General features: G+C 58.2%; 21 protein-coding genes and 1 pseudogene. 16 read left to right on the forward strand and 6 right to left on the reverse strand.

The window, feature by feature from the left end; genetic code table 11:
• The first annotated feature begins 453 nt into the window (after window positions 1-453).
• From KHO31_RS35905 to KHO31_RS35955, 11 genes are all read left to right on the forward strand, one after another.
• Window positions 454-1068 (forward strand): tyrosine-type recombinase/integrase, encoded by a 615-nt coding sequence (locus KHO31_RS35905; RefSeq protein WP_201082746.1) that lies wholly within the window; start codon window positions 454-456, stop codon window positions 1066-1068.
• Window positions 1069-1895: 827 nt separating this feature from the next.
• Entirely contained in the window at window positions 1896-2444 is a 549-nt protein-coding gene (locus KHO31_RS35910) for a hypothetical protein (protein WP_211625662.1), read from the forward strand.
• A gap of 502 nt (window positions 2445-2946) precedes the next feature.
• Window positions 2947-5511 carry an McrB family protein gene (locus KHO31_RS35915; RefSeq protein ID WP_211625664.1) on the forward strand — a complete coding sequence of 855 codons (2565 nt, stop codon included), beginning with the start codon at window positions 2947-2949 and terminating at the stop codon, window positions 5509-5511.
• 1 nt (window position 5512) lies between these two features.
• Window positions 5513-7060: a nuclease domain-containing protein gene (locus tag KHO31_RS35920; RefSeq protein WP_201082781.1), complete on the forward strand. Its 1548-nt coding sequence runs from the start codon at window positions 5513-5515 to the stop codon at window positions 7058-7060.
• 435 nt (window positions 7061-7495) lie between these two features.
• The gene (locus KHO31_RS35925) at window positions 7496-7948 is read left to right on the forward strand and encodes a DUF3828 domain-containing protein (protein WP_201139308.1); all 453 of its coding nucleotides are present in this window, start codon (window positions 7496-7498) and stop codon (window positions 7946-7948) included.
• A gap of 1375 nt (window positions 7949-9323) precedes the next feature.
• Entirely contained in the window at window positions 9324-9797 is a 474-nt protein-coding gene (locus tag KHO31_RS35930; RefSeq protein ID WP_211621275.1) for a hypothetical protein, read from the forward strand.
• Window positions 9798-10084: 287 nt separating this feature from the next.
• Entirely contained in the window at window positions 10085-11947 is a 1863-nt protein-coding gene (locus tag KHO31_RS35935; protein ID WP_211625666.1) for a hybrid sensor histidine kinase/response regulator, read from the forward strand.
• A 217-nt stretch (window positions 11948-12164) separates the two neighbouring features.
• Window positions 12165-12914, forward strand: coding sequence for a response regulator transcription factor (locus tag KHO31_RS35940; RefSeq protein ID WP_211625668.1), 750 nt, complete (start codon window positions 12165-12167; stop codon window positions 12912-12914).
• Between the two features lie 675 nt (window positions 12915-13589).
• Complete coding sequence (locus tag KHO31_RS35945) at window positions 13590-13859, forward strand: hypothetical protein (protein ID WP_201082792.1); 270 nt, start codon at window positions 13590-13592, stop codon at window positions 13857-13859.
• A gap of 148 nt (window positions 13860-14007) precedes the next feature.
• On the forward strand, window positions 14008-14187 hold the full coding sequence (locus KHO31_RS35950) for a CsbD family protein (RefSeq protein ID WP_321207330.1): 180 nt from the start codon (window positions 14008-14010) through the stop codon (window positions 14185-14187).
• Between the two features lie 454 nt (window positions 14188-14641).
• The gene (locus tag KHO31_RS35955) at window positions 14642-15361 is read left to right on the forward strand and encodes a Crp/Fnr family transcriptional regulator (protein WP_201082807.1); all 720 of its coding nucleotides are present in this window, start codon (window positions 14642-14644) and stop codon (window positions 15359-15361) included.
• A gap of 78 nt (window positions 15362-15439) precedes the next feature.
• Here the strand turns inward: KHO31_RS35955 and KHO31_RS35960 are convergent, their stop codons facing one another.
• The 3 genes from KHO31_RS35960 to KHO31_RS35970 form a co-directional block, all read right to left on the reverse strand.
• Window positions 15440-16264, reverse strand: a complete 825-nt coding sequence (locus tag KHO31_RS35960) for a PRC-barrel domain-containing protein (RefSeq protein WP_201082794.1) — start codon at window positions 16262-16264, stop codon at window positions 15440-15442.
• A gap of 69 nt (window positions 16265-16333) precedes the next feature.
• The gene (locus KHO31_RS35965) at window positions 16334-16480 is read right to left on the reverse strand and encodes a DUF3096 domain-containing protein (RefSeq protein WP_074288095.1); all 147 of its coding nucleotides are present in this window, start codon (window positions 16478-16480) and stop codon (window positions 16334-16336) included.
• A gap of 57 nt (window positions 16481-16537) precedes the next feature.
• Window positions 16538-17125 carry a BPSL1445 family SYLF domain-containing lipoprotein gene (locus tag KHO31_RS35970; protein ID WP_201082809.1) on the reverse strand — a complete coding sequence of 196 codons (588 nt, stop codon included), beginning with the start codon at window positions 17123-17125 and terminating at the stop codon, window positions 16538-16540.
• 198 nt (window positions 17126-17323) lie between these two features.
• On the opposite strand from KHO31_RS35970, the gene KHO31_RS35975 reads away from it, so the two are divergent.
• From KHO31_RS35975 to KHO31_RS35995, 5 genes are all read left to right on the forward strand, one after another.
• Window positions 17324-17548 (forward strand): hypothetical protein, encoded by a 225-nt coding sequence (locus KHO31_RS35975; RefSeq protein WP_201082796.1) that lies wholly within the window; start codon window positions 17324-17326, stop codon window positions 17546-17548.
• Between the two features lie 315 nt (window positions 17549-17863).
• A complete protein-coding gene (locus KHO31_RS35980) occupies window positions 17864-18346 on the forward strand; it encodes a Spy/CpxP family protein refolding chaperone (RefSeq protein ID WP_236071682.1) in 483 nt (160 codons plus the stop codon).
• Between the two features lie 72 nt (window positions 18347-18418).
• Window positions 18419-18724: a hypothetical protein gene (locus KHO31_RS35985; RefSeq protein ID WP_201086479.1), complete on the forward strand. Its 306-nt coding sequence runs from the start codon at window positions 18419-18421 to the stop codon at window positions 18722-18724.
• Between the two features lie 63 nt (window positions 18725-18787).
• Window positions 18788-18922: an entericidin A/B family lipoprotein gene (locus KHO31_RS35990; protein WP_201082798.1), complete on the forward strand. Its 135-nt coding sequence runs from the start codon at window positions 18788-18790 to the stop codon at window positions 18920-18922.
• Window positions 18923-18984: 62 nt separating this feature from the next.
• Window positions 18985-19122, forward strand: a complete 138-nt coding sequence (locus tag KHO31_RS35995) for a hypothetical protein (protein WP_201082811.1) — start codon at window positions 18985-18987, stop codon at window positions 19120-19122.
• Between the two features lie 67 nt (window positions 19123-19189).
• On the opposite strand, the gene pgm is transcribed toward KHO31_RS35995, so the two are convergent.
• The 3 genes and pseudogenes from pgm to KHO31_RS36010 form a co-directional block, all read right to left on the reverse strand.
• Window positions 19190-20863 (reverse strand): phosphoglucomutase (alpha-D-glucose-1,6-bisphosphate-dependent), encoded by a 1674-nt coding sequence (gene pgm, locus KHO31_RS36000; RefSeq protein WP_201139309.1) that lies wholly within the window; start codon window positions 20861-20863, stop codon window positions 19190-19192.
• A 176-nt stretch (window positions 20864-21039) separates the two neighbouring features.
• Window positions 21040-21348: pseudogene (locus tag KHO31_RS36005) on the reverse strand (Crp/Fnr family transcriptional regulator); the annotation flags it as partial.
• A gap of 298 nt (window positions 21349-21646) precedes the next feature.
• Window positions 21647-21805: a DUF3309 family protein gene (locus KHO31_RS36010; RefSeq protein ID WP_201082801.1), complete on the reverse strand. Its 159-nt coding sequence runs from the start codon at window positions 21803-21805 to the stop codon at window positions 21647-21649.
• Window positions 21806-21819 lie beyond the last annotated feature (14 nt).

Below are 21819 nucleotides of genomic sequence, written 5' to 3' on the forward strand. Positions count from 1 at the left end.
GCACTCCGGGGAAGCAAGATGTCGGTAGCGATCCGGTCTCGACGCAGTAAGAACCGCGTTAGTCTCTGGTGAATGACAGAAGAGCGGTATAGCGAAACTTGGTACGCGGAAGACCGTGAGCCCTTATTTGGACATCTTGGTTTTTTGTCGCCAGCCGGATTGTGCGGCAACGACAGACCTAAAAATCAATGGCAGCTTCAGTCGAATAAACGGACGCTTGAGTGTCACTGCTCGTTGCAGCTTAGGTGACCGCTCATGGCCGGCTGTACTCGTTCAGGCTTTGCGCACCCGGGCCGTTCATCCTCCGCCATGGAGGCGAACTGCAACAGCCACCGAACTCACATCGACCGCCGTCAGGATAGTTCGATTCAGATACCAATACTGCTTGGACGGACGTGGCGAACAAAATAGTGGATGACAATGTAGCTCCCATCAACTCAATGGGAGTCTGTCATGGGAAGCAATCAAAGTCGTGAGCCCTGGAATAAAGGCAAGTTGATCGGTCAGAAACCGCCGCTGAAGCCGAAAGATGTCTGGGCGATCCGAATTCACCTTCAGAATGCGCACGCGATCCTCGATTTGGCTTTGTTCAATCTTGCGATCGACAGCAAGCTGCGCGGGTGCGATCTCGTCAACCTGCACGTTCACGACGTAACTCACGGCAATCAGATACTGCCGCGCGCGATGGTTATGCAGCGAAAGACCAAACGACCCGTGCAGTTCGAAGTTACAGAGCCCGCTCGTACTGCGGTCGCAGCATGGATCGAGACGGCCAAGCTAAGGTCCGATGCGTATCTCTTTCCGAGCCGTCTTTCTCGGTCGCCGCACATCTCAACACGACAATACGCCCGAATGGTACATCAGTGGGTCGCCGCGATCGGCCTTGATCCGAAAGTCTACGGAACACACACGATGCGCCGGACGAAGGCTACCTTGATTTATAAGCGGACGAAGAACCTCAGAGCCGCTCAACTGCTGCTTGGCCATAGCAAACTTGAAAGCACCGTTCGGTACCTTGGCATAGAGGTTGATGACGCGCTCGAGATCTCCGAGCAAACCGAGATCTAACAACAAGCTGCGGCCGTAGGAAGGCACTTTTTTCTGCGGCCGCATTCGCGCGTCGAGCGACACCGCCCCCTTTCGTTTAGGGTTGTTCGACGCCTGCCAGCGAAGCGCGGTGGCCCATTCACATTCCTGTGGACCATGGCAGCCATCGAACGCCCCTAGACAGCCGTACGCGGTCGTACAAACCGCCGGAAAGCTGCCATTGAGAATTCCGATGGCCTCTCGGAGGCACCTTCATCGTACAGGCGCTATCGGCCATGTTCGGACGCTCGACCGCGCCGGGTAAATCGCTGACAATTGCCACAAACGGCAAAATGCCGTTCGACGATTCGAGATTGAGGCTACAGACACGGCGGCGGGAGCGAGCGTATCAGGGCTAAGATTTTGCTCACAAAAAGTTCGGTCTAGGGGCTTGGCTTGAAAAATCGACTCTCATTTGTCATCTCAGCATTACTCACCGTGATGCTTTTCGCAGGCATCCCAGTTTTCACCTGCAACAATTCACCCTTGAATATGCGTGCCTCGCTTGGGTCTAGCATTGGTGCCGTGCTCGTCGTTTATGCATTGGCGACTGCTTTCGCGATGCTTGGGACAATATTTCAATACTTCTACGCTTTTGCAGACAAGGGGACAGCGCTTCGGCCGACGATGTCACGAAACCGCGCATTGCTTCTGATAGGAGGGGTGGCTGCAGGTAGCCTGTTGCTAAAGTGGTCGACCGCCCATTTCTGTCATTAGATATTTGGGCATCCGTCGCCGCTCTAATAACGTGGAATTGGGTGGCACCGTCCATATGCGGTCAATCGACAGCCCAGGCTAAATCGCAGACAATGGCCCGCGAATCGCGCACTGAACTTGGCGCGACGGCATCGGCTGGGACAGACGGAACCACACATAAGATCGCGACGATGAAAATACTGGGGATAATTTTGTGCCTGTTCGGGATATTGGGCGGCGTGACTGCGCTTTCAATCACGACCGGTTTATGGCAGGAAAAACCTGTTGGCCTGCCATGCCATGTGGTTAGCCGGGATGGGACGCTGTATGTCCGTGATGGATTCGGCGGAGTGAGAGCTTTCCTGGTCAACGAAGGCAATTCGTTTCTGTTAGCGGCGCAAGGCGCACATGCTCACGGCCCGCTCCCAGTGGAGATTCTGGAAGGTCTGTCGCCCGGCTCTGTCTTGCACGTGGAGTTTTGTGGCGCTCAACCTGTCCGCTTAACTTCGAACGGCGGGGAAGTCTACAAACTTACACAGGAGCGAGCAGAAGAGAACGTTACACACGGCGTGATATCGACGGCACGCTTCGCCGCGTTCTGTTTCGTAATCGCCATATTGGGCTTCGTGATGGGACGACGAGCCTCGACGTCTGACGTGTAATTGCGCGGTTTAGCACAGCGGCAACTTTGTTTGCTATCGGTACGGTGCTACGCCCGAATACACATGATGGAAGTCCGCTTTCGGGGTCCTTGGAGGGCTCTTGTGGGTCGAGAAGACTCACTCGCCAATGACGAAAGCTAAATTCGCCGACACCGGGCCGCGAATGTCGGCAAGGCGACCTGGAACGGACGCACGCTCCTGATTAGCCGCCGTCCGCAAAGGCCGAAATGTGTATGTAGGTTATCCGACAGATTTTTGACGGGCAGCGGTCATTCGGTTGGCGGCTCCGCGGGATGGCTGAACTACGAAGGCCGTCGAGTATTAAACGTATCGTTGAATCGCGATCGGGCACCTGCGACTACCTACACTGCTCATTGGTAGATCGCACAGTTGATGACGCTTCGACAAGTACAATCTCGACAAAGTTGCAAAGTCCGGCTCCGGATCGCCCGACCTTCATATGGGCCGGAACTAGCGTACAGACAAAACGAAAGGGGAAGTCATGATCTTCGACGAGATTATTGCCGGTGTCCAATCACAGCGGCCGGAACTGAAGGTGGAGCCGCGAAGCGACGGGTGTTCGATCTGGTTATCGAACGGTATAGAACCGGCAAAACGTCTGTTGCGCGTGAGCCGGACCGCTGACGGAGGGCCGGTGACGGTAAAACTCTCCATCTCTTCTTCTTTGGCCGGGACAGACGTTCTGCGTGAATTCGACGGCACCGTTGCGGAGTTCCTGAGCTTCGTCGATGCGGAGCTGGCTCTCTTCGAGAACAATCCTGGTGTAAAGAATCCACCTGGTGCGGCGGAGCCGAAAGTGACGGGGAAATTGCCCGATGAAACTGCCTTCCGGGCAGATATTGAGTCCCTGTATGAGACGCCGCCGAAGTGGGCTGTCGAAACCTGGCTTCCGAGGTTGCAACGCCATTTGATTGCTACGCGCGGCGCGTCCGCTGCCCAGCTCCGGGACAAAGATTTCCTGAAGACGTTATTCGATTCCGAGAACGTGTCGGCAACAGGCATGTGTACCATCAGAGTGGGGCCGGCCATCGATGACGAAGAATTCGTGGCCTGGTTCTCCGAGAATGCATCCAGGCCTCTTCCACCCGACCCGAACGAGGCAGCGGCGCGGCTTACCGAATTGCACGACGAGCTTGCAGTCAGATTTCGCAAGTTGTGCGGAAAGCGGCCGCTGCTCAAGATCAACCGGGCGCTGTCCGCACTGTTTCCGGACTTTTTTACCACGGTGGCAGACGAAGGGAAGCTCACGGAGCTTTACCGCGCACTGGGTGGCAAAGGGCGAGCCCATGCCGTTCACATGCATATGGCTATCCGCAGGATGATCAGAGACGTCGTTGGCCCGGCCGAACCGGGAACGATGGACAGTGTGAAGCAGATGTGCCTGTCGTGGTTTCTCTACGAGCGTATCAGCGATGACAAGGAAGCAGTCGTTGCGCAGTCCGAGTCCGTTCGCGGAGGCGGCCTCGTTCCTATGCCAGCGCTTCTGCGCCGCAAGGGACTCACTGCCATCAAGGGCTACTTCCAGACGCTCTTGGGATACCTGCCTGCGCTGAGTGGCGATGGTCTGAGCGAGGAGGATTTCCGCGACCTCATTCGCGAGTCGAATCCGACGCTGGTGGACAGCAGCATCCGAACGGTCGTCAACGTCGTCATGCGAGAGTTCGACCTCTGCAAGCGCAATGGCTCCGTGTATCAGCTTTCCGCTCGCGGCGTCAATGTTCTCGATTCTCAGGACCCTCAAGAACTGGCTGACCAGCTTCTGACGAAGGTTCTGGGTGTCGACTACGTCATTCGGACTTTGGCAGCAGGCCCCAAATCCAAAGCCGAGCTCGTCGCGATACTGCAGAGAGTGAATCCCGGCTGGACGACAGGATTCGCGCCGTCAGCGTTGCTGAGCTGGCTGATGAGCCTGCAGGTCATCTCGTACGAGCCAGCAAACGGCTACACCCTGACAGATGCGGGCCGACAATGGAACGATCTCATCACATGGGACCCGCCGACACTTCCCAAGGTGGCCGAGACGGTGATCGAGATTCAGGAGGAAGTGGATGCGAAGCTCACCCTACCTGATTGGGCGACGCTACAATCGCGTCTTGCCGAAGCCGCAGCCGGCAACTTCAGGTGGGACAGAGGTCTCATCGAGCAGTTGCACGGCGGCCTGTGGTTTCATCCGGTGCGTCACTTTGCAGTGATGGCCGGCTTGTCGGGTTCGGGTAAAACTCAGCTCGCGCTCAACTACGCGCTGGCCCTGTGCGGGCCGCAGCGAGCCGGACAGGAAAGCGTGAAAGTGGTTCCAGTCCAGCCAGGCTGGTTCGATACGGGCCCCCTGCTTGGACAGATGAACATGCTCTCACAGAATATCTATGATGGGACGCCATTCCTGGAGCTTCTCCTGAGAGCAGCGGAGAACCCGACGAGTCCGTATGTCGCGGTTCTCGACGAGATGAATCTGTCTCATCCTGAACAATATCTGGCGCCGATCCTGTCCGCCATGGAAACTCAGGGCGTGATCGACCTCCATCAGATGGATGAAGATGTCGTTGGCGTGCCGAGTCAGATTCGATATCCCGCGAATCTTGCCATCATCGGTACTGTCAACATGGACGAGACGACTCATGGTCTGTCCGACAAGGTCCTTGACCGCGCATACACGCTGGAATTCTGGAAGATCGACCCCGAGAGCTACCCTAAGTGGTCAAACCTCGTAGCCGAAGAGGTTCGAAATAAAGTCAAAGATGTCCTCGGAAAGCTGATGGAGGCGCTCGAACCTGTGCGCCTGCACTTCGGATTGCGCACGATCGATGATGTCGTTAATTACCTTGTATTCACGCAAGGGTTGGGCGTCGAATCCAACAAGGCTTTGGATGATGTCGTGTATGCAAAAGTGTTACCGAAGTTGCGCGGTGAACATTCCGACCGCCTAGCGAGAGCAATGTCTCAGGCTCAGGCCATCTGCCAGGAGTATGGCTTGGCCAGATGCGCCAGTAAGGTGCAGGACATGCTGCGTGACCTGAGCGAAGCCGGCTCAACCCGGTTCTGGCGATAACGTGGGTCCGCGGCAGCACCTCGTCATCCATGCCATCGGCCTAGCTCAGGAAGAGTTGGGCCGGACCGGGCAGGGAGGGCTGATTTCCGGTCTCAGGGAAGACGCCTCCTACCTTCTCAAGGTCGACGGCGGAACACGCTTGTATGTGGACGATGTTCCGTTGACGGAAGCGCACGATGGACACTTCGCCTGGACGTCTGGTTTCTTTGCCGGGCGCGTCGAAGTCATTTCTGTCGACCAAAACGGAACGGAAACTTCGTTTTATCTCGAAGTCGTGCCGGCAAACCGCAAACTCCAAACCGCTCAGTTCGCGTCTATGATCGACGCCATCCGGCGATTCGATCAGCGGCTCCTTCTGGGGCAGGCTTCCGCATGTCTGGGATTCGGCAACGCCGGGATGAGCGGCAAATTCGACGGCCTGGTTCGTTGGGAGCGCGTGAAGCGGCACGGCAGCGCTTTTCTGACTTGCGTGGAATCGATCACACGCATGCCTCATGTGAAACTCAAGCCGGTAAGGCAACTCCTGCCATTGGTGCAGATAAAGCGGCTGCCCGTGGCCGCACTGCGCGACAGACGCATCGTTGCGTTGGCTACAGGGCAGCTATCCGAACACGAGCGTATCGATTCCATCCGGGTGAATGCCCATGTACCTGTCGAGACAATCGATACTGCGGCGAACCGGGCTATCTGCGCGCTTCTCAAACGATTCAGACGGGCCGTCATCGCGCTGGAATCATGGGTCATGTCCGACCGCGGAGAGCTCTCCGATGCCGATGCGCTCGGGCGATGCAACCGGCGTCTGGCCATTCTTCGTTCTCTGGAAGCTAACGTCGGACGTTTGCTGAACCGCTATCCGTTCCGGGCTGTCGACAAGCCCGAGATCACCGCAGCCGGCCTTACTCAGATCGCTGCGAGCCCCATCTATTCGCGTGCCTTTCGCACCGGTACCGAGGCACTCCGTCTTGGCGTGGAAAGCCAATCTTCAGCAGAACATCTACATGTCAGCCCTTCATGGGGCGTATATGAGACGTGGTGTTACGTGGCTTTGGCGAACGCACTTGAATCGCGGTTGGGCGTCAGGCTGGAGCCGGGAAAGTCGCGATTCAACGATGTGTCTCCAGAAGTGACCTTGGCTGCGCGACTGCCCAACGGTGACGAACTCGAGCTGTTGTTCCAGACGACATTTCGTTCGGACGGGATAAGCAGCACGAGAAAAGCGTGGAGTGTTTCCAGAGAGCGACGTCCTGACATCGTACTCGTGGCGTCCAACGGTGGCGCACATAGGATGCTGATTCTCGACGCAAAGTATCGCAGCGGGAGAAGCAATGTGCTGGACGCGATGGCATCGGCGCACATTTATCGGGACTCCCTTTTTCTGGAAGATCGTCGCCCCGATCTGTGTCTCCTCCTGTTACCTGCCGCCTCGGAGGTCGAATCGCTCGAGCGACCGCAGACGTGGGAGACTTTTGGCGTGGGTGTTGTCAGCGCATACTCTGAGGGCTTAGATGGCGTAGAACGGTGCGTGGAAGCAATTGCGACTTGGCTCTAGCTTCGTGTAGTCGCCCAATGAGGTTACGAGACAGCATGGTCGACCGAATCACTCTGATAGCGGCCGTTGATCTGTGACGGGCTGATCCACGGCCGGGGGTCGAGTGCTGTCCTCGGGTAACTGTGCAAGGTACGTGCGCAAAGCAATCGAATGGGGCGGAATCTCCTCGCACCACGCACACTACGCCAAAGACTACGGCCCGCTTCTTGAGGCCGTCGGCTTTCGTCAATCGACCGCAGAGCCGCAGAAAGGCGATGTGGTTGTGATTCAGCCAGCCCACGGGCACCCTGCATGACACTTGGCGATTTTTGACGGCTCCATATGGGTATCTGATTTCAAGCAAACGCACCCAGGCTCGCAAGGCTTCTATCCGGGTGCATCGTATCGACAATCGCAACCGGCATACAAAATTTATCGATACAACTGAGACGAAAGATGAAGAAGCTATTGACCCTCGCCGTGTCGGTATTGCTGTTGGCTGGCGGATTGCTTTTCCAGCAAGGGGCGTTCGCGGAAAGCGCTGCTCCCGACGCAAGCACGAAGGCGTTTTACGCCTGGTATATCAAGTTGGAATCCAAAGATACCTACCCGTTGCTGGACAAGGGCATTTATGCCCGCGTGACCAAAGTGACGGTCGACAGACTTCGGAGCGCCTACCGCCACAACAGGCTGCCAGGCGACAGCGACTATTTCACGAAGGTGCAGGACTACGACGAACACGACTGGTCTAACAACATCGCAACACACCAGGCGATCATGCTCGGCGATGTCGCGGTTGTTCCAGTTACACTTGGCTCGAAAGACAAGATCAGCGTGTTGGTGTTTCTGCGCAAGCAAGGCGACGGCTGGAAGATCACCAAAGTCGATGACACGCTCGATTATCAATAGAACTTTTACACAACCTAACGCAAAGGTCGGCGGGCGTATGCAAAGTCTGAGCAGAGTCTAGCGATCCTATTTAGCCGTGGTTGACCCGACCACCAGTCGTTGTCGACCGTTCGGTCTCCACCCACAGAAATGCCGACATGCCAATGAGTATTGGGGCAGGAAACACCTAAGATTTTGGCTTTCCTTGGCCTCCAGAATATGACGTCTCCCGGTTGTAGTTCGTTGAGGTTCGAGATTTTTTTCCAACCAGATAGAGCGGCGTCAACTTGCCTCACTGAAGCGAGCGCGCCAATCGGATGACACGCTGCGCCAAAGATTGCGCTGACCGTATATGCACACGACAACAAGCCTGGGAACGCCACGCCTAAATACGTTTGATTGGTACCTGGTCGCCATCGTTGCAGGCCGTATAGCGTGCCATCGCTGTTGGCAACGCGTGGCGCGTTTAGCGCTGCGTCTGCAAGTCGCAAAGAAAGCGGGCCGACGCACTGCGTCACACCTGCATCTTCTCCGAGTGCTCTTGTAACGGTGACGGCCGCAAGCGTGATCGCTAAGATCGTCGTTGCGGCAACTCTCCCACACTTAAATGAACGCTCTTTACGCATATCAGCTAGAAGATAGTCGTTCCAAAGAACAGAATTAATCCGGCAGTATTCCATCGGATAACTGACCTATGTCGACCGAGACCGACGCAATCGACACAGCCGTAGATCACGGACGGACCCAAAACCATAAAACGAAGATTGTCAAAGTCCACCAATGCCCCCCCTCAGGGTTGAACAATCTCTTCCCGAAAGCCTAGCTTCGTTTGAGGAGGCCAGATGCGAGACAAGTCAGAAACTATCAGCGGGGTTGACGTGCATCAATGTTGACACCTAGTGCGTCCATCTCGTCAATCACGCTCGCGCTGATAGATTTATATGGAGTACCGATCATGAAAGTGACGATTTAAAACGAAAATGAGAACGCCGTTCTGTTCATCGTTAAACTGAGGAAGCACCTGTCGCAGCAACGGCTCCGTCCCGTAACAGGTCAACGAAGGCAGTCCACGCCTTGTCCAATCGGTCAAACCGGATCTTTTAGCCCACTCAGTTGAACACTACCTGTCCGGCCTGATTTATAATCATCAAGCCATCGGGAAACACCCGGCGGTCAGGTGTGGAAGCCTGAAGTCAGAAACCGCACCTCCGCCCAGGCGGGGGTGCGTCTACCCCTGCACGTCTGTTGTCTTCAATGGGCGGGCTGTGGTGGGGGAGCCGCGAGGCTCGCCGGCATGTTTCTGACCCGGTCTTCCAAACCCATCACGTGCCCGCTCACCCACTTCCCCAAGCAAGCGAGTGTCGGGCGATCCAAGAAGTATCAGGGAGGTCGCACCATGAGCAGCAAACCTACAAAACAATCCCAACCCGCTTCACGCCCGCCTGTCGACGCGATCCAGTACGAAAAGCTCGCGCTTTCCACCTTCGACCTCTGCAACCGGCAGTTGAGCCAACTAAACACATTGATCACACTCGCGTCCTCAATATGTAGGAATCCTGCCATCACGAGCGACGAAAGACGACGTCAACAGACCATGCTTGAATTGCTTGTCGACACGGCAGAGCAATATCAGCAGGCGCTTGAGTGTGACCGTGAGCTATACCAGGTGATCGCGCTCGATGCGAAGGGCATCCCGCAGAGCCGCATCACCGCGAGCCGTGCAGCACGCCTTCTCGCAGAGGCATCACAAATAGTGACGACGGAAACACCGGCATCCACGAAGCCCAGCCCGGGCAAACAAACGTCAGCCAAACCCACGACAAACGAAGAAGCAGACGCTGCCCAACAGCCGGCGCCGACGCAGCACTAACCATCGAGAACGTGACCGACTTCATTCGTTCAGATTTGTAGAATGCCTGCCCTCAGCCACAAGCATGGACGAGCGCCACAAGCAGATGTGGGCAGGCGCCGTAAAAACCCAAACACCTTCAAACGTTCAACATCGATCGAATCCGGAAAGATGTAGCCGCTCCTGCTCTGCCAGGCGCATCCAGGCCACTACATTTGTAGGTATAACTTTGGATCGCGCCCTGCTATCCTGTTCGAATTCCACGCTGCCCCATCCGCAGGCAGCGAATTTCCTGATCGAGCGTCGTCATGAGATCGTCAGGCCTCAGGGTGCGCAGGTTCAGCTCGGCGGCTCAGGAGCGCGCGTTCCGGTGGGACTACGCGCGACGGTTCTCCGGACAGCGCAGACTCGCCATCGCAATCTTCACCGCGTTGTGGATCGTATTTTCCATCCGCGACTTCCCCCGGTTAAACGTACTCGATCCCGCCCATCTGCACCACAACGAGCTCATTCTCCTGCGAGTCGCCGGAGCAATCGGCATGACGATTCCCGTGCTGTTCTGGACCCCACGCGCACTCGATGAGCGTTGGGCCGTCGGGCTGCTCAGTGTCTGGACGATCAGTTGCTGGTTCACCACCCTGAGAATGCTGCAGTTCTATCCGGGCGACCTTGGCTGGCGGGAAGTCTATCCGGTGCTGATGCTTTGCCTTTTCGTGATATTCATGGCCTTTCGGCTTCGGGTCATCACGGCGGCCTGGCTAATCGGGATATGCGTCGTCAGCTATCTGATCATGCTTTATTTCAAACCCGTCGGCGGGAGTGTCGAACTGCGCATGGAGTCGGTGGCTGCGCACGCCACGATGGTGCCGTTGATGGCTATCGTCGGTGTGCTGCTCAGCATCCCGCTGGAACGCGCCGCGAGGCGCGAATTCATGTACCGGCGCACCTTGCGCGCGGCCAAGGCGCGCGTCGAAGCGGCGTCGCGCGCGGTCAACGAGCAGAACAGACGCATGCAAGAGCTCGTCAAGGAGAAAGAGCGATTCTTTTCGTCGGCGTATCACGACATCCAGCAGCCTCTCGCCGCGATCAACCTTTTCATCCGAAGCGCCCGGACGAGGATCAGGGACGGATACGCCGTGGATCGCGAGCTCGATGTCATCGAGGAGACCGCGTCAGACATCCTCGACATGTTCAAGGACATTCAGGACTACAGTGAGCTGGGCTCGTATGTTCCCCATCTCGTACCGGTCGATACCCACGGCCTGTTGACCGAGGTCTTCGAGCAATACCGGGAGACGGCCCGATTGCGTGGCATCGATCTAAGAATCGCGGGGCGGCGAAGGTACCCGCCGTCCATCGAGACCGACCGATCGCTCTTCAAGCGGTCCGTGTCGAATCTCGTATCGAACGCGATCAAGAACACGTCATCGGGTGGCGTTGTGCTTGGCTGGGTGCAACTGAATGAACGGCTGCGCGTCGATGTCTGGGATACCGGCATCGGCATCGCGCCCGCCCATCGGGACGCGATCTTCTCCGAGTACTATCAGATCAACAATCCGGGGCGCGACCGCTCGAAAGGGCTGGGACTGGGGCTGTCGATTGTGCAGCGTGCGATCCATATTCTGCCTGGACACAGCATGAGTTTCGCCTCCGTGGAAGGGCGCGGGTCGCGCTTTTCCCTTTACGCGACGGTTTCGGCATCAACCCCGTGCGTCGGGACAAATGCTCAGAATGGCGACGTCTACACGCCCGATCTCACTGGCACGTTCATGCTCCTGTGCGACGATGAACCTACCGTCCTCGAAGGCCTGAGGCGTCTTTTCTCAAGCGCGGGCGCGCTCGTGTACGCCGCCGAATCGATGACTGGATTCGAAGCCATCCTTGCCGATGACAGCCGCATTCCCGATCTCATCGTCGCCGATATCCGTCTGCGCGACGGAGCCACCGGCAAGGAGGTTGCTGATCAGATCAGGCGTCATTTCGCGTGGGCGGGCGTTATCCCCGTCGCATTTATCACCGGCGAACTGCTGTCCGATCAGGTCCTTCGCGACTTCCCCGAACCGTTCGTGCTATTGCGCAAGTCCTCTGCCCCCAAAGACCTGCTGGCGGAGATCAGCCGGTACGTGAGCGCTCAGCGGAAGATGAAACTCGATCTCGCCAACGATCAGTGACTGCAAGCGTCCCGAGCGCGGTGGTCCTTTTGCTACGCCTGGTACGCTTGATTCGTCTAATGATGGGCGAAAACCGCCACTTTGCAGGCGACGCCAAATATATCAGTCGCCACTGTGTACTATCAGACCTGAATACATCGGACGATCACGACCGGTTTAGCCACCCTCCGATGTGCAATCGCAGCTCGGCTCGAAAACAGTTCCAGGAGACGATGGAATGCGCGTACTGATCGTCGACGACCATGAACTGTTCAGGGCCGGATTGGCGCTTCTACTGACGGAGCTCTTTCCGAACATCGAGTTGCTGCACGCGAGCACATTGTCGCAGGGGGTAAATCATGCGCTTGGCGAGCTCCTGAACATCGTTTTTCTCGATCTCGACCTGCCCGATGGCAACGGTAGCAACGCGCTTGCCGAATTGAAGGAGTCGCGACCGTCGTTACCGGTGATCGTGATATCGGCCGATGAACGAGTGGAAACCATCAGTCGATGCATCCAACTTCGCGCCATGGGATACGTGCCCAAATCGTCGCCGCCTGAAGCGCTTCGTGCGGCGATAAGCGCGGTGCTTGCCGGGGGCGTGTTCCTGCCAGCCTCCAGCATCGCCAGCCTCAGTCGTGATATGGACACTGACAAGGCTCCGGCAAATCGACCTGAGGATAGACAGCCGCGCGTTAAATCGGAAACGAGCAATGCATCCGAGCTGGGACTCACACCGAGAGAGTTCGAAACGTTGGTGTGGCTGGTGCGCGGACTTCCGTCCAAGGCCATTGCCCTGAGAATGGGGCTCGAGGACATTACGGTACGGAAATACATCAGTCATCTGCTTGCGCATTTCAATCTGCGGCGCCGTACGGAACTCATCGTCATGCTGGCGGATAGCGGGATCAAACTCGGCGTCCCGCCGGTCACGGATCCGGCGCTTGACCGAAGCCTGCCGGCTGCCGGCGGGCACCCAACCCACTGACTTCAGCCAGCCTGCTTCCGATCGATCGCATTCGATACACAAATGTATCAGCGACGTGACATGCGCTCGCCCCGCACCTGGACGGTTCAGGAAGGCGCCGTCGGGACGCGAGTATCCGGCATGTCACCAGAATCGGACGATCACAGTACCTACATCTTTCGCCGACGATTGCTGTCTACCGGCTACGCATGTGCGTGGCGACGGCATTTCGCCTGACCAAGAATGAATATGACAGCAACGCTGAGCGGGAATTCGTCGAGTGCACCCGGAGCGGTGAGTCGTCGTGATGAGCTGAACCAGCCTTGGCTCGTGCGAAACGCGAATAACGAATCGCACGAATGGAAAACTCAACGTAGATAAAGGAACCAACATGAAATCGCCACTGATAGTCGCATCCGCTGTTGTGCTGTTTGTCGCGGCCGGCGTTGCGCATTCGCAGGGCACACCGCAAGCCTCTCAATCCGCCCCACAAGAAAACGCCGCAACACAAAGCTCTGACCCGAATGCGGGGATGGAAGCATACGGCGGTACGCCCGACACACGGGTACAAAGCGGTGCAAAAAATGCCAGACCGTGCCGGATAGATCCGCAGTGCAACGTTTTTTTCGGAGGGAGCTAACAAAGATCTGACGGCGCGCGAACCATGCAACCCGTTGATGACGAAAAGGTGAAGAAATGAAAGTGCAACCCTCGGCCGTAACCATCGTGCTATTCCTGCTCACTGCGGCCGGCTCTGCCCACTCTCAGGAAACGCAACCGTCAGACATCGCTAGCCACTCATCCAGTCAGCAGCCAATCAATCCATCGCAGCGGGCGATGCCGATGGACGGCGGCAGTACGTGGGACTATGGAGCCCAACCGGGCGGACGAAATGGCTACGGCAAAACCCGAGACGGTCAACCGTGCGTGGTGGGCCTGTCGTGCGATATCTATCAGGGTAGTTAGCCTGGGGGGCTGTGTCGCGATAAGCCACATAGCTGACGTAGAACCGGGTCCGCTCCAACGTCAGCTATGGCCGATTATGCCAAGTCGTTGATTATGGAAAGTAGCTGGCCGGAGCCCACCCATATAGACACAGCGCTCGGGGAGCCAGATGATGAACAACGATCAGATAGAGGGGTGGGTCAGAGAGCACGCTGGTAAGCTACGCGCCGGTTTTGGCAAAGCCATCGGCAACCGGGCAATCACCTTGAAGGGCCGCATCGAACAGGTCATCGGGAAGACACAGGCGTCTTACGGCGATGCGAAGGCGCGTTTCAAGAAACGTCTATAAGCGACCAAAGTCCTGGCCTTGTCATATCCGTCAGGGAGAATGCTCCTGACGTCCAGAATAGCTACCACGGTCACCGGTTTCTCCTGACCTGCGGCAAATTCACGCTGCGCCTGCCGTCCTCCTCTCTACCGCTGACTTTGACGCACGCCGCTAGCTGTATCCATACGGCCGGGGACTCCATGCCGGCTCTTGGCGAGCACGTACTTCACAAAGCGCGCGGACGCCCGATCCAACTGATGTTTCGCTACCTCAGTGCAGCGTCTGGTAGCGCTGCCCTATAATAGGGTAAGGGACACCAGATCGCACTACCTTGAGGCCGTGCCGCAGAGGCACAACAACTCCGTTCAGCCAGCTTCACGTCGAACTTCAGTTGAAGTCTGGCCTCAACAGCCGATTTTTCAGCGTAATCGTTCTAAAACGACGCCGTTTTTCAACAGAATGTCGAGGAGCGGCGATGTCAAAATCGCATCATCCCAAAGAAAATCACCTGCTATCGGTCTTACCGGAGGCAGAGTGGAAGCGCATCGAACCGCATCTCGTGCCGGTCGATATGCCGCTGGGAGAGGTCGTCTACGAATCCGGCGACCGCCTCGATCACGTCTATTTCCCCATCACTGCCATCATCTCGCTGCTGTACGTCATGGAAGACGGCGCGTCTGCCGAGATAGCGATTGTCGGTAACGAAGGACTCGTCGGTATCGCGCTCTTTATGGGTGGAGAAACCACGCCCAGCCGCGCCGTCGTGCAAAGCGCAGGGCACGCCTACCGGCTGGACGCACGCGTCCTGAAGGAGGAGTTTCATCGCGCCGGCCCCGTGCAACGGCTGCTGCTTCGCTACACCCAGGCGCTGATCACCCAGATGGCGCAAACCGCCGTCTGCAACCGGCACCACTCGATCGATCAACAGTTGTGCCGCTGGCTGCTCCTGAGCATTGACAGATTGCCGTCCAACCAGTTGAAGATGACTCAGGAACTGATCGCCAATATGCTCGGCGTGCGCCGCCCCGGCGTGACCGAGGCGGCCACGAAGCTGCAAGACGCAGGGTTGATCCGCTATAGCTATGGTCATATCGAGGTACTGGATAGGCCCGGGCTGGAAAAGCGTGTCTGCGAATGCTACGGCGTCGTGAGACGCGAATTCGACCGGCTGTTGCCCGATCTGCGCGCCATCTAGCGGGGGCAAGACCAACAGGTCACGGCCTTTCGTGAAGGCTCGTGACCCGTGAAGGCCGGATACCCCCGGCATCGGTACTCATGGTGCGATCATTCGCTCACTCGGTAAAGCCGCCCTCTCCTTCGACCAATAGCCTTCCCTGCCGTAAAACTCGTACAGTGCCGATTCGTAGTCCCGATTGACCGGAATCGCATCGTCGTACGCCGGGCTGTGCTTGATGGCATCGCGCGTCAGCGTCGTGGAAACGGTTGAGCCGAACCAGTCGATCAGCTCGATCCACTCCGTCGCCAACAGGACTTCCTTGCCGCCGGGCCACCAGTTGCGCGTATCGACGGTCAGGTAGCGTATGACCCAGGTCTCATCGTCGAAAATGAAGCCGGAAACGTGACCAATGGTGCCGTCGATCGTTTCGATGTGGTAACCCTTCACCGCTTCGGTGCTACGCAGATGGGTGTCCGCCGGCGGCTCATCGGCCTCCGGGTCCGGATCGACAACCGGAAAGGCGCCCAATGGCAGAGCTGCCGTCGCAGCGGGCCCGTCGAAGGCGGGATAGGCACCCATTCCCCACACGTTTGCTCCTCCCCAATACGTCGGATAGCCGTAGTACCGCAGGTACTGGATCTCATGCTGGCGCGACACAGGCTTATGCGCGTCGATATTCGGACTGTTGCGCACCTGCTCCCGCGTGAGTTTCACGTGCACCGCGCTTGATCCGGGATCCGAGTGAGAAACGGCATATGGGGAAATCAGCACCTGCCGGTCCCTGAGCCAGTCGCCGGTTTCAACCACCAGATAGCGAACGCCCCACTTTTCGTCATCAAAGTAAACTTGCGTGACCGTCCCGACGTCACCGTCGCTCGCCTTGACGGTGGACCCTTGCAAAAACTCTATGTTGCGCAGCATGTTCGATACTCCGTTTCTGCTTCCCGGCACCCGGTTCGCCGCGTCGTCTCCCAGGTGGAAAACGCGCGTTCAGTGAATGTGGCTTCCGAAAAGTCCCAGCAGTCCAATCACAATCAGATAGATCGCCACGATGTAGTTCAACAGACGTGGCACCACAAGAATCAGGATGCCGGCGATCAGTGAAACCAGCGGACCGGCGCTTGTGAGCATATGCATGACTGTCTCCTCGCGCACACGCGACATGCGCCGCATGCGCGTCCCGGCCAGCTCGCGTTACAGGGTCTTCAGCCGGCTGACCTTCGTGCCATCGAGCGTCACCCCTGCCATGAGTCCAGTGTTGGTCAATACAAACGCGTCCACCTGACCGGTTGCGGTACTCGTGTCGAGGTTGCCGTTCGCACCGACTTTCAGCAAGGCCACCGACGCATCGCCGCCCGCCGACCAGCCTTCGCTGTTACGGAATTTCGTCAGCGATTCTTCAGTCATGAACAGAAAGACGATCGCCTTTGACTGCGCGCCCGCTTGCCAGCCGATCGAACCCGTTGCCGTGCTGTAGTACCCGACGGTACGGCCGCCGACCCGCAGCGAGCCCTCGCCATACTGGCCGCCTACGACAAAGCCGGCATCGATGACCGACGGAAACACCAGCACCCCACGGGCCTTCGCAACCAGCTCGCGCGATCCCTTTGCGGCGGTGTAGAGACGCCCCAAGGTCGAGTCCACGCCAGCGTCGATGCTGTGACGCTTGTCCATCTGTGCGCTACTGGTGTCGGACGGACTCGTCGTCGTGCAACCTGACACCGCAAGCCCGATCGCGAGGATCGAACCGGGTGTCGTGAATAGAAATTTTCTTCGTAGCATCATGGCCTCCACTTCTACAGATAGTGACTCTGACACTACGCCCGATCGACTCCGGAAGCGGTACGTCAGCGTACAAACTGCCGGCTATCTGCGGTGCGTAGACGCTACTTCGCGCCTTGTACGGTAACGTGCAGACGCCGAACCTGAGTTGGCATACCGTGTGGCGGAGGCATTGACCGGCCTCCCAAAGGAAAAGAAATGTCACTGCATGAGTTCGCCAAAGATCTGGCCCACCTTGAATACGTTCTGCCGTTGCTCGAGCGGGGCAATCCTCTGTCGCTACCGTACTGGCGGCAACGCGTCACAGCATTGGAGGCGCAGCAGACCCTCCTGCCCGACGGTACCAAACGCGTGGCCCGGTTGCTCAAGCTCTTCAACGAGTTCGAGCGCACAGGAACAGGCAGGCGGCGAGACGGCGGTTGAAGGGGCGCAGGCCGATGCCGCGCATTGTTGCGGCAAGCTCTCCGAGCCGGGCAAGCAGGTATGGCGCAGCGGAAGCGGGATCAACGGCGGAGGAAAGGAGTGACGTAGTCTCCCCGCCGCTCAAGCGTAACATTCCTGACGAACGCCGCGAGCGGCGTTCCGCTACCTTGCACGCAAACGTCCGCCATCGGACAGACCTCGATCGGGAATGGGGGCATAAGTCATTTGTTCAATCGAATTCGTTCGCAGTGCGCTCGCAGCATCGGTACTTTGCAGGCAATTCGATCCCTGACCGAATTACCTGGGAGAGAAACCATGAAGCGCACGACCACCCCTTTCCAACGCCGTCCCATGCCTGTGCTCGCGGCAGCGCTGCTTCTAGCCATCGCGACGCTCGCCACGCCGACAAGCGCCGCCACGCCAGGGCAGACTCCGGCAAGCGCACATGTCATGACCGTGGCAACCCATGCCCCGGTCGATACCCGCATCAACAACCTTCATGCGAGGCTTCAGATCACGGCTGACCAGGAATCCCTCTGGCAACCCGTTGCGCAGGTCATGCGCGACAACGCCAGCACGATGGATTCGCTCAGGCAGTCCCGTATGGCTAACGCCAACAACATGAGCGCGATCGACGATCTCCGAACCTACGGTCAGGTTATCGATGCTCACGCGGACGGCGTCAAGAAGCTCACGTCGGCCTTCGAGCCGCTTTACAACAGCATGTCGGATACGCAGAAGCACAATGCCGATCTGATTTTCCGCAGCAACACCCATCACGCGGCGAAGAAGGGATGACCCCGGGGCCGCGCCACGCAGCCGGCGCCGCGCACTACTGCGCGGGTCCCGGTCCGAACCAAGGAATACACCATGAAAACTTCAATCACCCGCGCGCCTGACAAGGGCGCGATGAGGGCACGGCTTTTGAGCGCACTTGGCCTCACGTTAGCGATCGCCTGCCTCGTCACAACGACGCCTCTGCAAGCGGAAGAGGCTCACCATGGCGATCAGCAGCATGCCCAAGGCCATGCCGCCCCCCCACGCCAGGCGTATCACCATGACGATCATCATCGCAACAGCCACGCTTATGGCAATCAGGACTATGCCTACGGAGCGCCACCTATTGTTTATGCACCGCAGGAGTCCCCTGGAATCAGCTTGTTCCTGCCGCTCTAGCTTTGATGGAAAAGTATCCGGCGCGCAACCGCGGCCGGCAACAGGAACCGTTCGGAGGACACCATGATGCGACTCATCGTTCTGTTTATGATCGCTGGTACCGCTCTGCTCGCGGGCTGCAACACTATTGCGGGCGCGGGCGAGGACGTATCAAAAGGCGGCCAGGCCATCCACAATACCGCCGAGGACGCCAAGTAAGCTGCGCCCGCTATCGGCGTTATGGATGTTCAAGAAAAAATTGCACTAAAAGGGGGATGGAGATGAAGAACCAAACACGTGTATGGATGCTGATCGCGCTGTCGCTGATTGCCGGCCTGAGTGCGTGCATTCTCGTCCCGGTCGGCGGCGGCGACCACCACGGCGGTGGCGATTATCACGAGGCTCACGACCATTACTAGGCGTGCCGCGTTCATCGCGTTTGCGCGGTATGAGACCGGGCGCAGCCAGGTTAACGGCGGCCGGTCTCTACGGCTGAGCGCAATCATAGGCAAGCGTGTATTCCTCAAGCGTGCCATCCACCATCGCCTGGGCTTCCTCAACGATACGCGTCAGGTGATCTTCACCCTTGAAGCTCTCCGCATAGATCTTGTAGATATCTTCGGTTCCTGACGGACGTGCCGCAAACCAACCGCTCTTCGTGATCACCTTGATGCCGCCGATGGCGGCGTGATTGCCTGGCGCACGGTCGAGCACCTGCTCGATCTGTTCGCCGGCCAGTTCGGTGTGGGGAAACTGCGCCGGCGAGAGCCGCCCCAGCATCGCGCGCTGCGGCGCCGTTGCTACGGCTTGTACGCGACGCTCAACCGGCTCGCCCATCCTCTGGGTCAGATCCCGGTAGATTTCAGCGGGATCGCGGCCGATGCGTGTCGTGATCTCGGCCGACAGCAACGCCGGCACGATGCCATCCTTGTCGGTCGTCCACGCCGTGCCGTCGAGCCGCAGACAACTGGCACCCGCGCTCTCCTCCCCGCCGAAGCCGAGCGAGCCGTCGAGCAAGCCGTCGACAAACCACTTGAATCCGACAGGCACTTCGTAAACCGTACGACCGAGCCGCTCGCTCACGCGATCGATCATCTGGCTGCTGACAACGGATTTGCCCACCGCCGCATGGGCGCGCCATTGGGGACGATGAGAATACAGATAATCGACGAGAACGGTGAGATAGTGATTCGGCGGCAGCAAACCGGCGTGCCGCGTGACGATGCCATGACGATCGTGATCGGGGTCGCACGCAAAGGCCACATCGAAGCGATCCTTCTGGTCGATCAGCGTTTGCATTGCATACGGCGACGATGGATCCATGCGAATCCGCCCATCCCAGTCGACGCTCATGAAGCGGAAAGTTGGATCGACGTGGTCGTTTACCACGCTCAGATTCAGGCCATATCGCTCGGCAATCGGCCCCCAGTAGTGCACACCCGCGCCACCAAGCGGGTCGACGCCCAGGACGATCGGCGCGCCCCGCACCACATCCATATCGATGACGCTGACGAGATCGCCAACGTAGGCGTTGAGGAAGTCATGCCGGTGCGTCGTCGTGGCGCGCAGCGCCCTCGATAAACACATACGCAGCACGCCATCCAGCTTGCTTTCGAGCAATCCGTTCGCTGCCGCTTCGATCCAGCCGGTCACGATCTCGTCGGCCGGACCGCCGCTCGGTGGGTTGTATTTGAAACCGCCGCTTTCCGGTGGATTGTGCGAGGGCGTCACGACGATACCGTCCGCCAGTCCAGTAGTGCGACCGCGGTTGTACGCGACGATTGCGTGCGACACCGCCGGCGTGGGCGTGTACTCGCCGTTTTGCGCAATCATGAGTTCAACGCCATTGGCGGCCAGCACCTCGAGCGCACTGGCGTAAGCGGGTTCAGACAGTGCATGCGTGTCGACGCCGATAAAGAGCGGGCCGTCGATACCCTGCTGCTGCCGATAACGACAGATCGCCTGCGTGATGGCGAGCACATGCCACTCATTGAAGCTGCGCGCGAAAGCCGAGCCGCGATGCCCGGAGCTGCCGAACGCGATCCGCTGCGCCGGTATCGCGGGGTCGGGCCTTTCGGTGTAATACGACGTGACCAGCCGGGGGATGTTGACCAGCATCGCAGAAGGTGCCGGCTTTCCGGCGAGAGGATTGATGTTCATCGCGATATCCTTTGGTAATCGAGACTCATGATGGCGACACCCAGGTTCGCCCGCATCTATCTTTCTGGGCACGACTCTCTCTCACGCGACAGGCATGTGTCTGTACGGTATCAGGCAATGATCTTTAGTTCAGCAGATGGTATGAGCAACGACAACCGCTTTGAACGAGGTTGGGCTGCCCTCCCCGCGCTCTGCACGACCGCCCGGCTTGGCGTGGTGTCGCCGCCCATGAAGAGGGCAATGCCGACCACCCCCTCATTGCCGACAATCGCAATCTCGCCGGACGCGCCGTCTTCCATCACGTACAGCAGCGAAACGATTGCGGTGGACGGGAAATAGACATGGTCGAAGCGGTCACCGGATTCATAGACGACCTGCCCCAGCGGCATATCCACTTGCACCACATGCGGTCCGATGCGGGCCCACTCCGCTTCAGGCAACACCGCAAGCAGATGGTTGTCGTGGGGTTGATCGATACTCGACATGAGACACTCCCCGAAATCCCGAGAGAAGTGGCGTCGCATTCGTAAGATTGCGACTAACAAGATGGACGCAGGCGCAGTTGCACTACCGTTCGGAACGGTTTATTGAATTACCCTGCGCGGTGGCGCGCAGCAGCCCCCACCCCATCATGAAATTATAGGCGGCACAGGCCCGGCGGTATATCTGGACCTGCTGTCAGGCGCGAAAGCGAGAGCGACCGGCTTCTGAGCCGTTTCACCGGCAAACCAGCCCAGCGCAGCACTTGCGGTCGAGGTACGCGAGCCGATCGGGACAGATGTATCACAATCGTCCCATTAAGAGCATAACAATCACCACGACCAGCACAACGCCGAGGACGCCACTCGGACCGTAGCCCCATCCATTGCTGTATCGCCATGACGGAATAGCGCCGACGAGCAGCAGAATCAAAACGATAAGAAGAAGTAATCCTAATGACATTTTAAGTCTCCCTG

The sequence above is a fragment of the Paraburkholderia domus genome (assembly GCF_905220705.1).
In the GTDB taxonomy this organism is placed as follows: Bacteria; Pseudomonadota; Gammaproteobacteria; order Burkholderiales; family Burkholderiaceae; genus Paraburkholderia; species Paraburkholderia domus.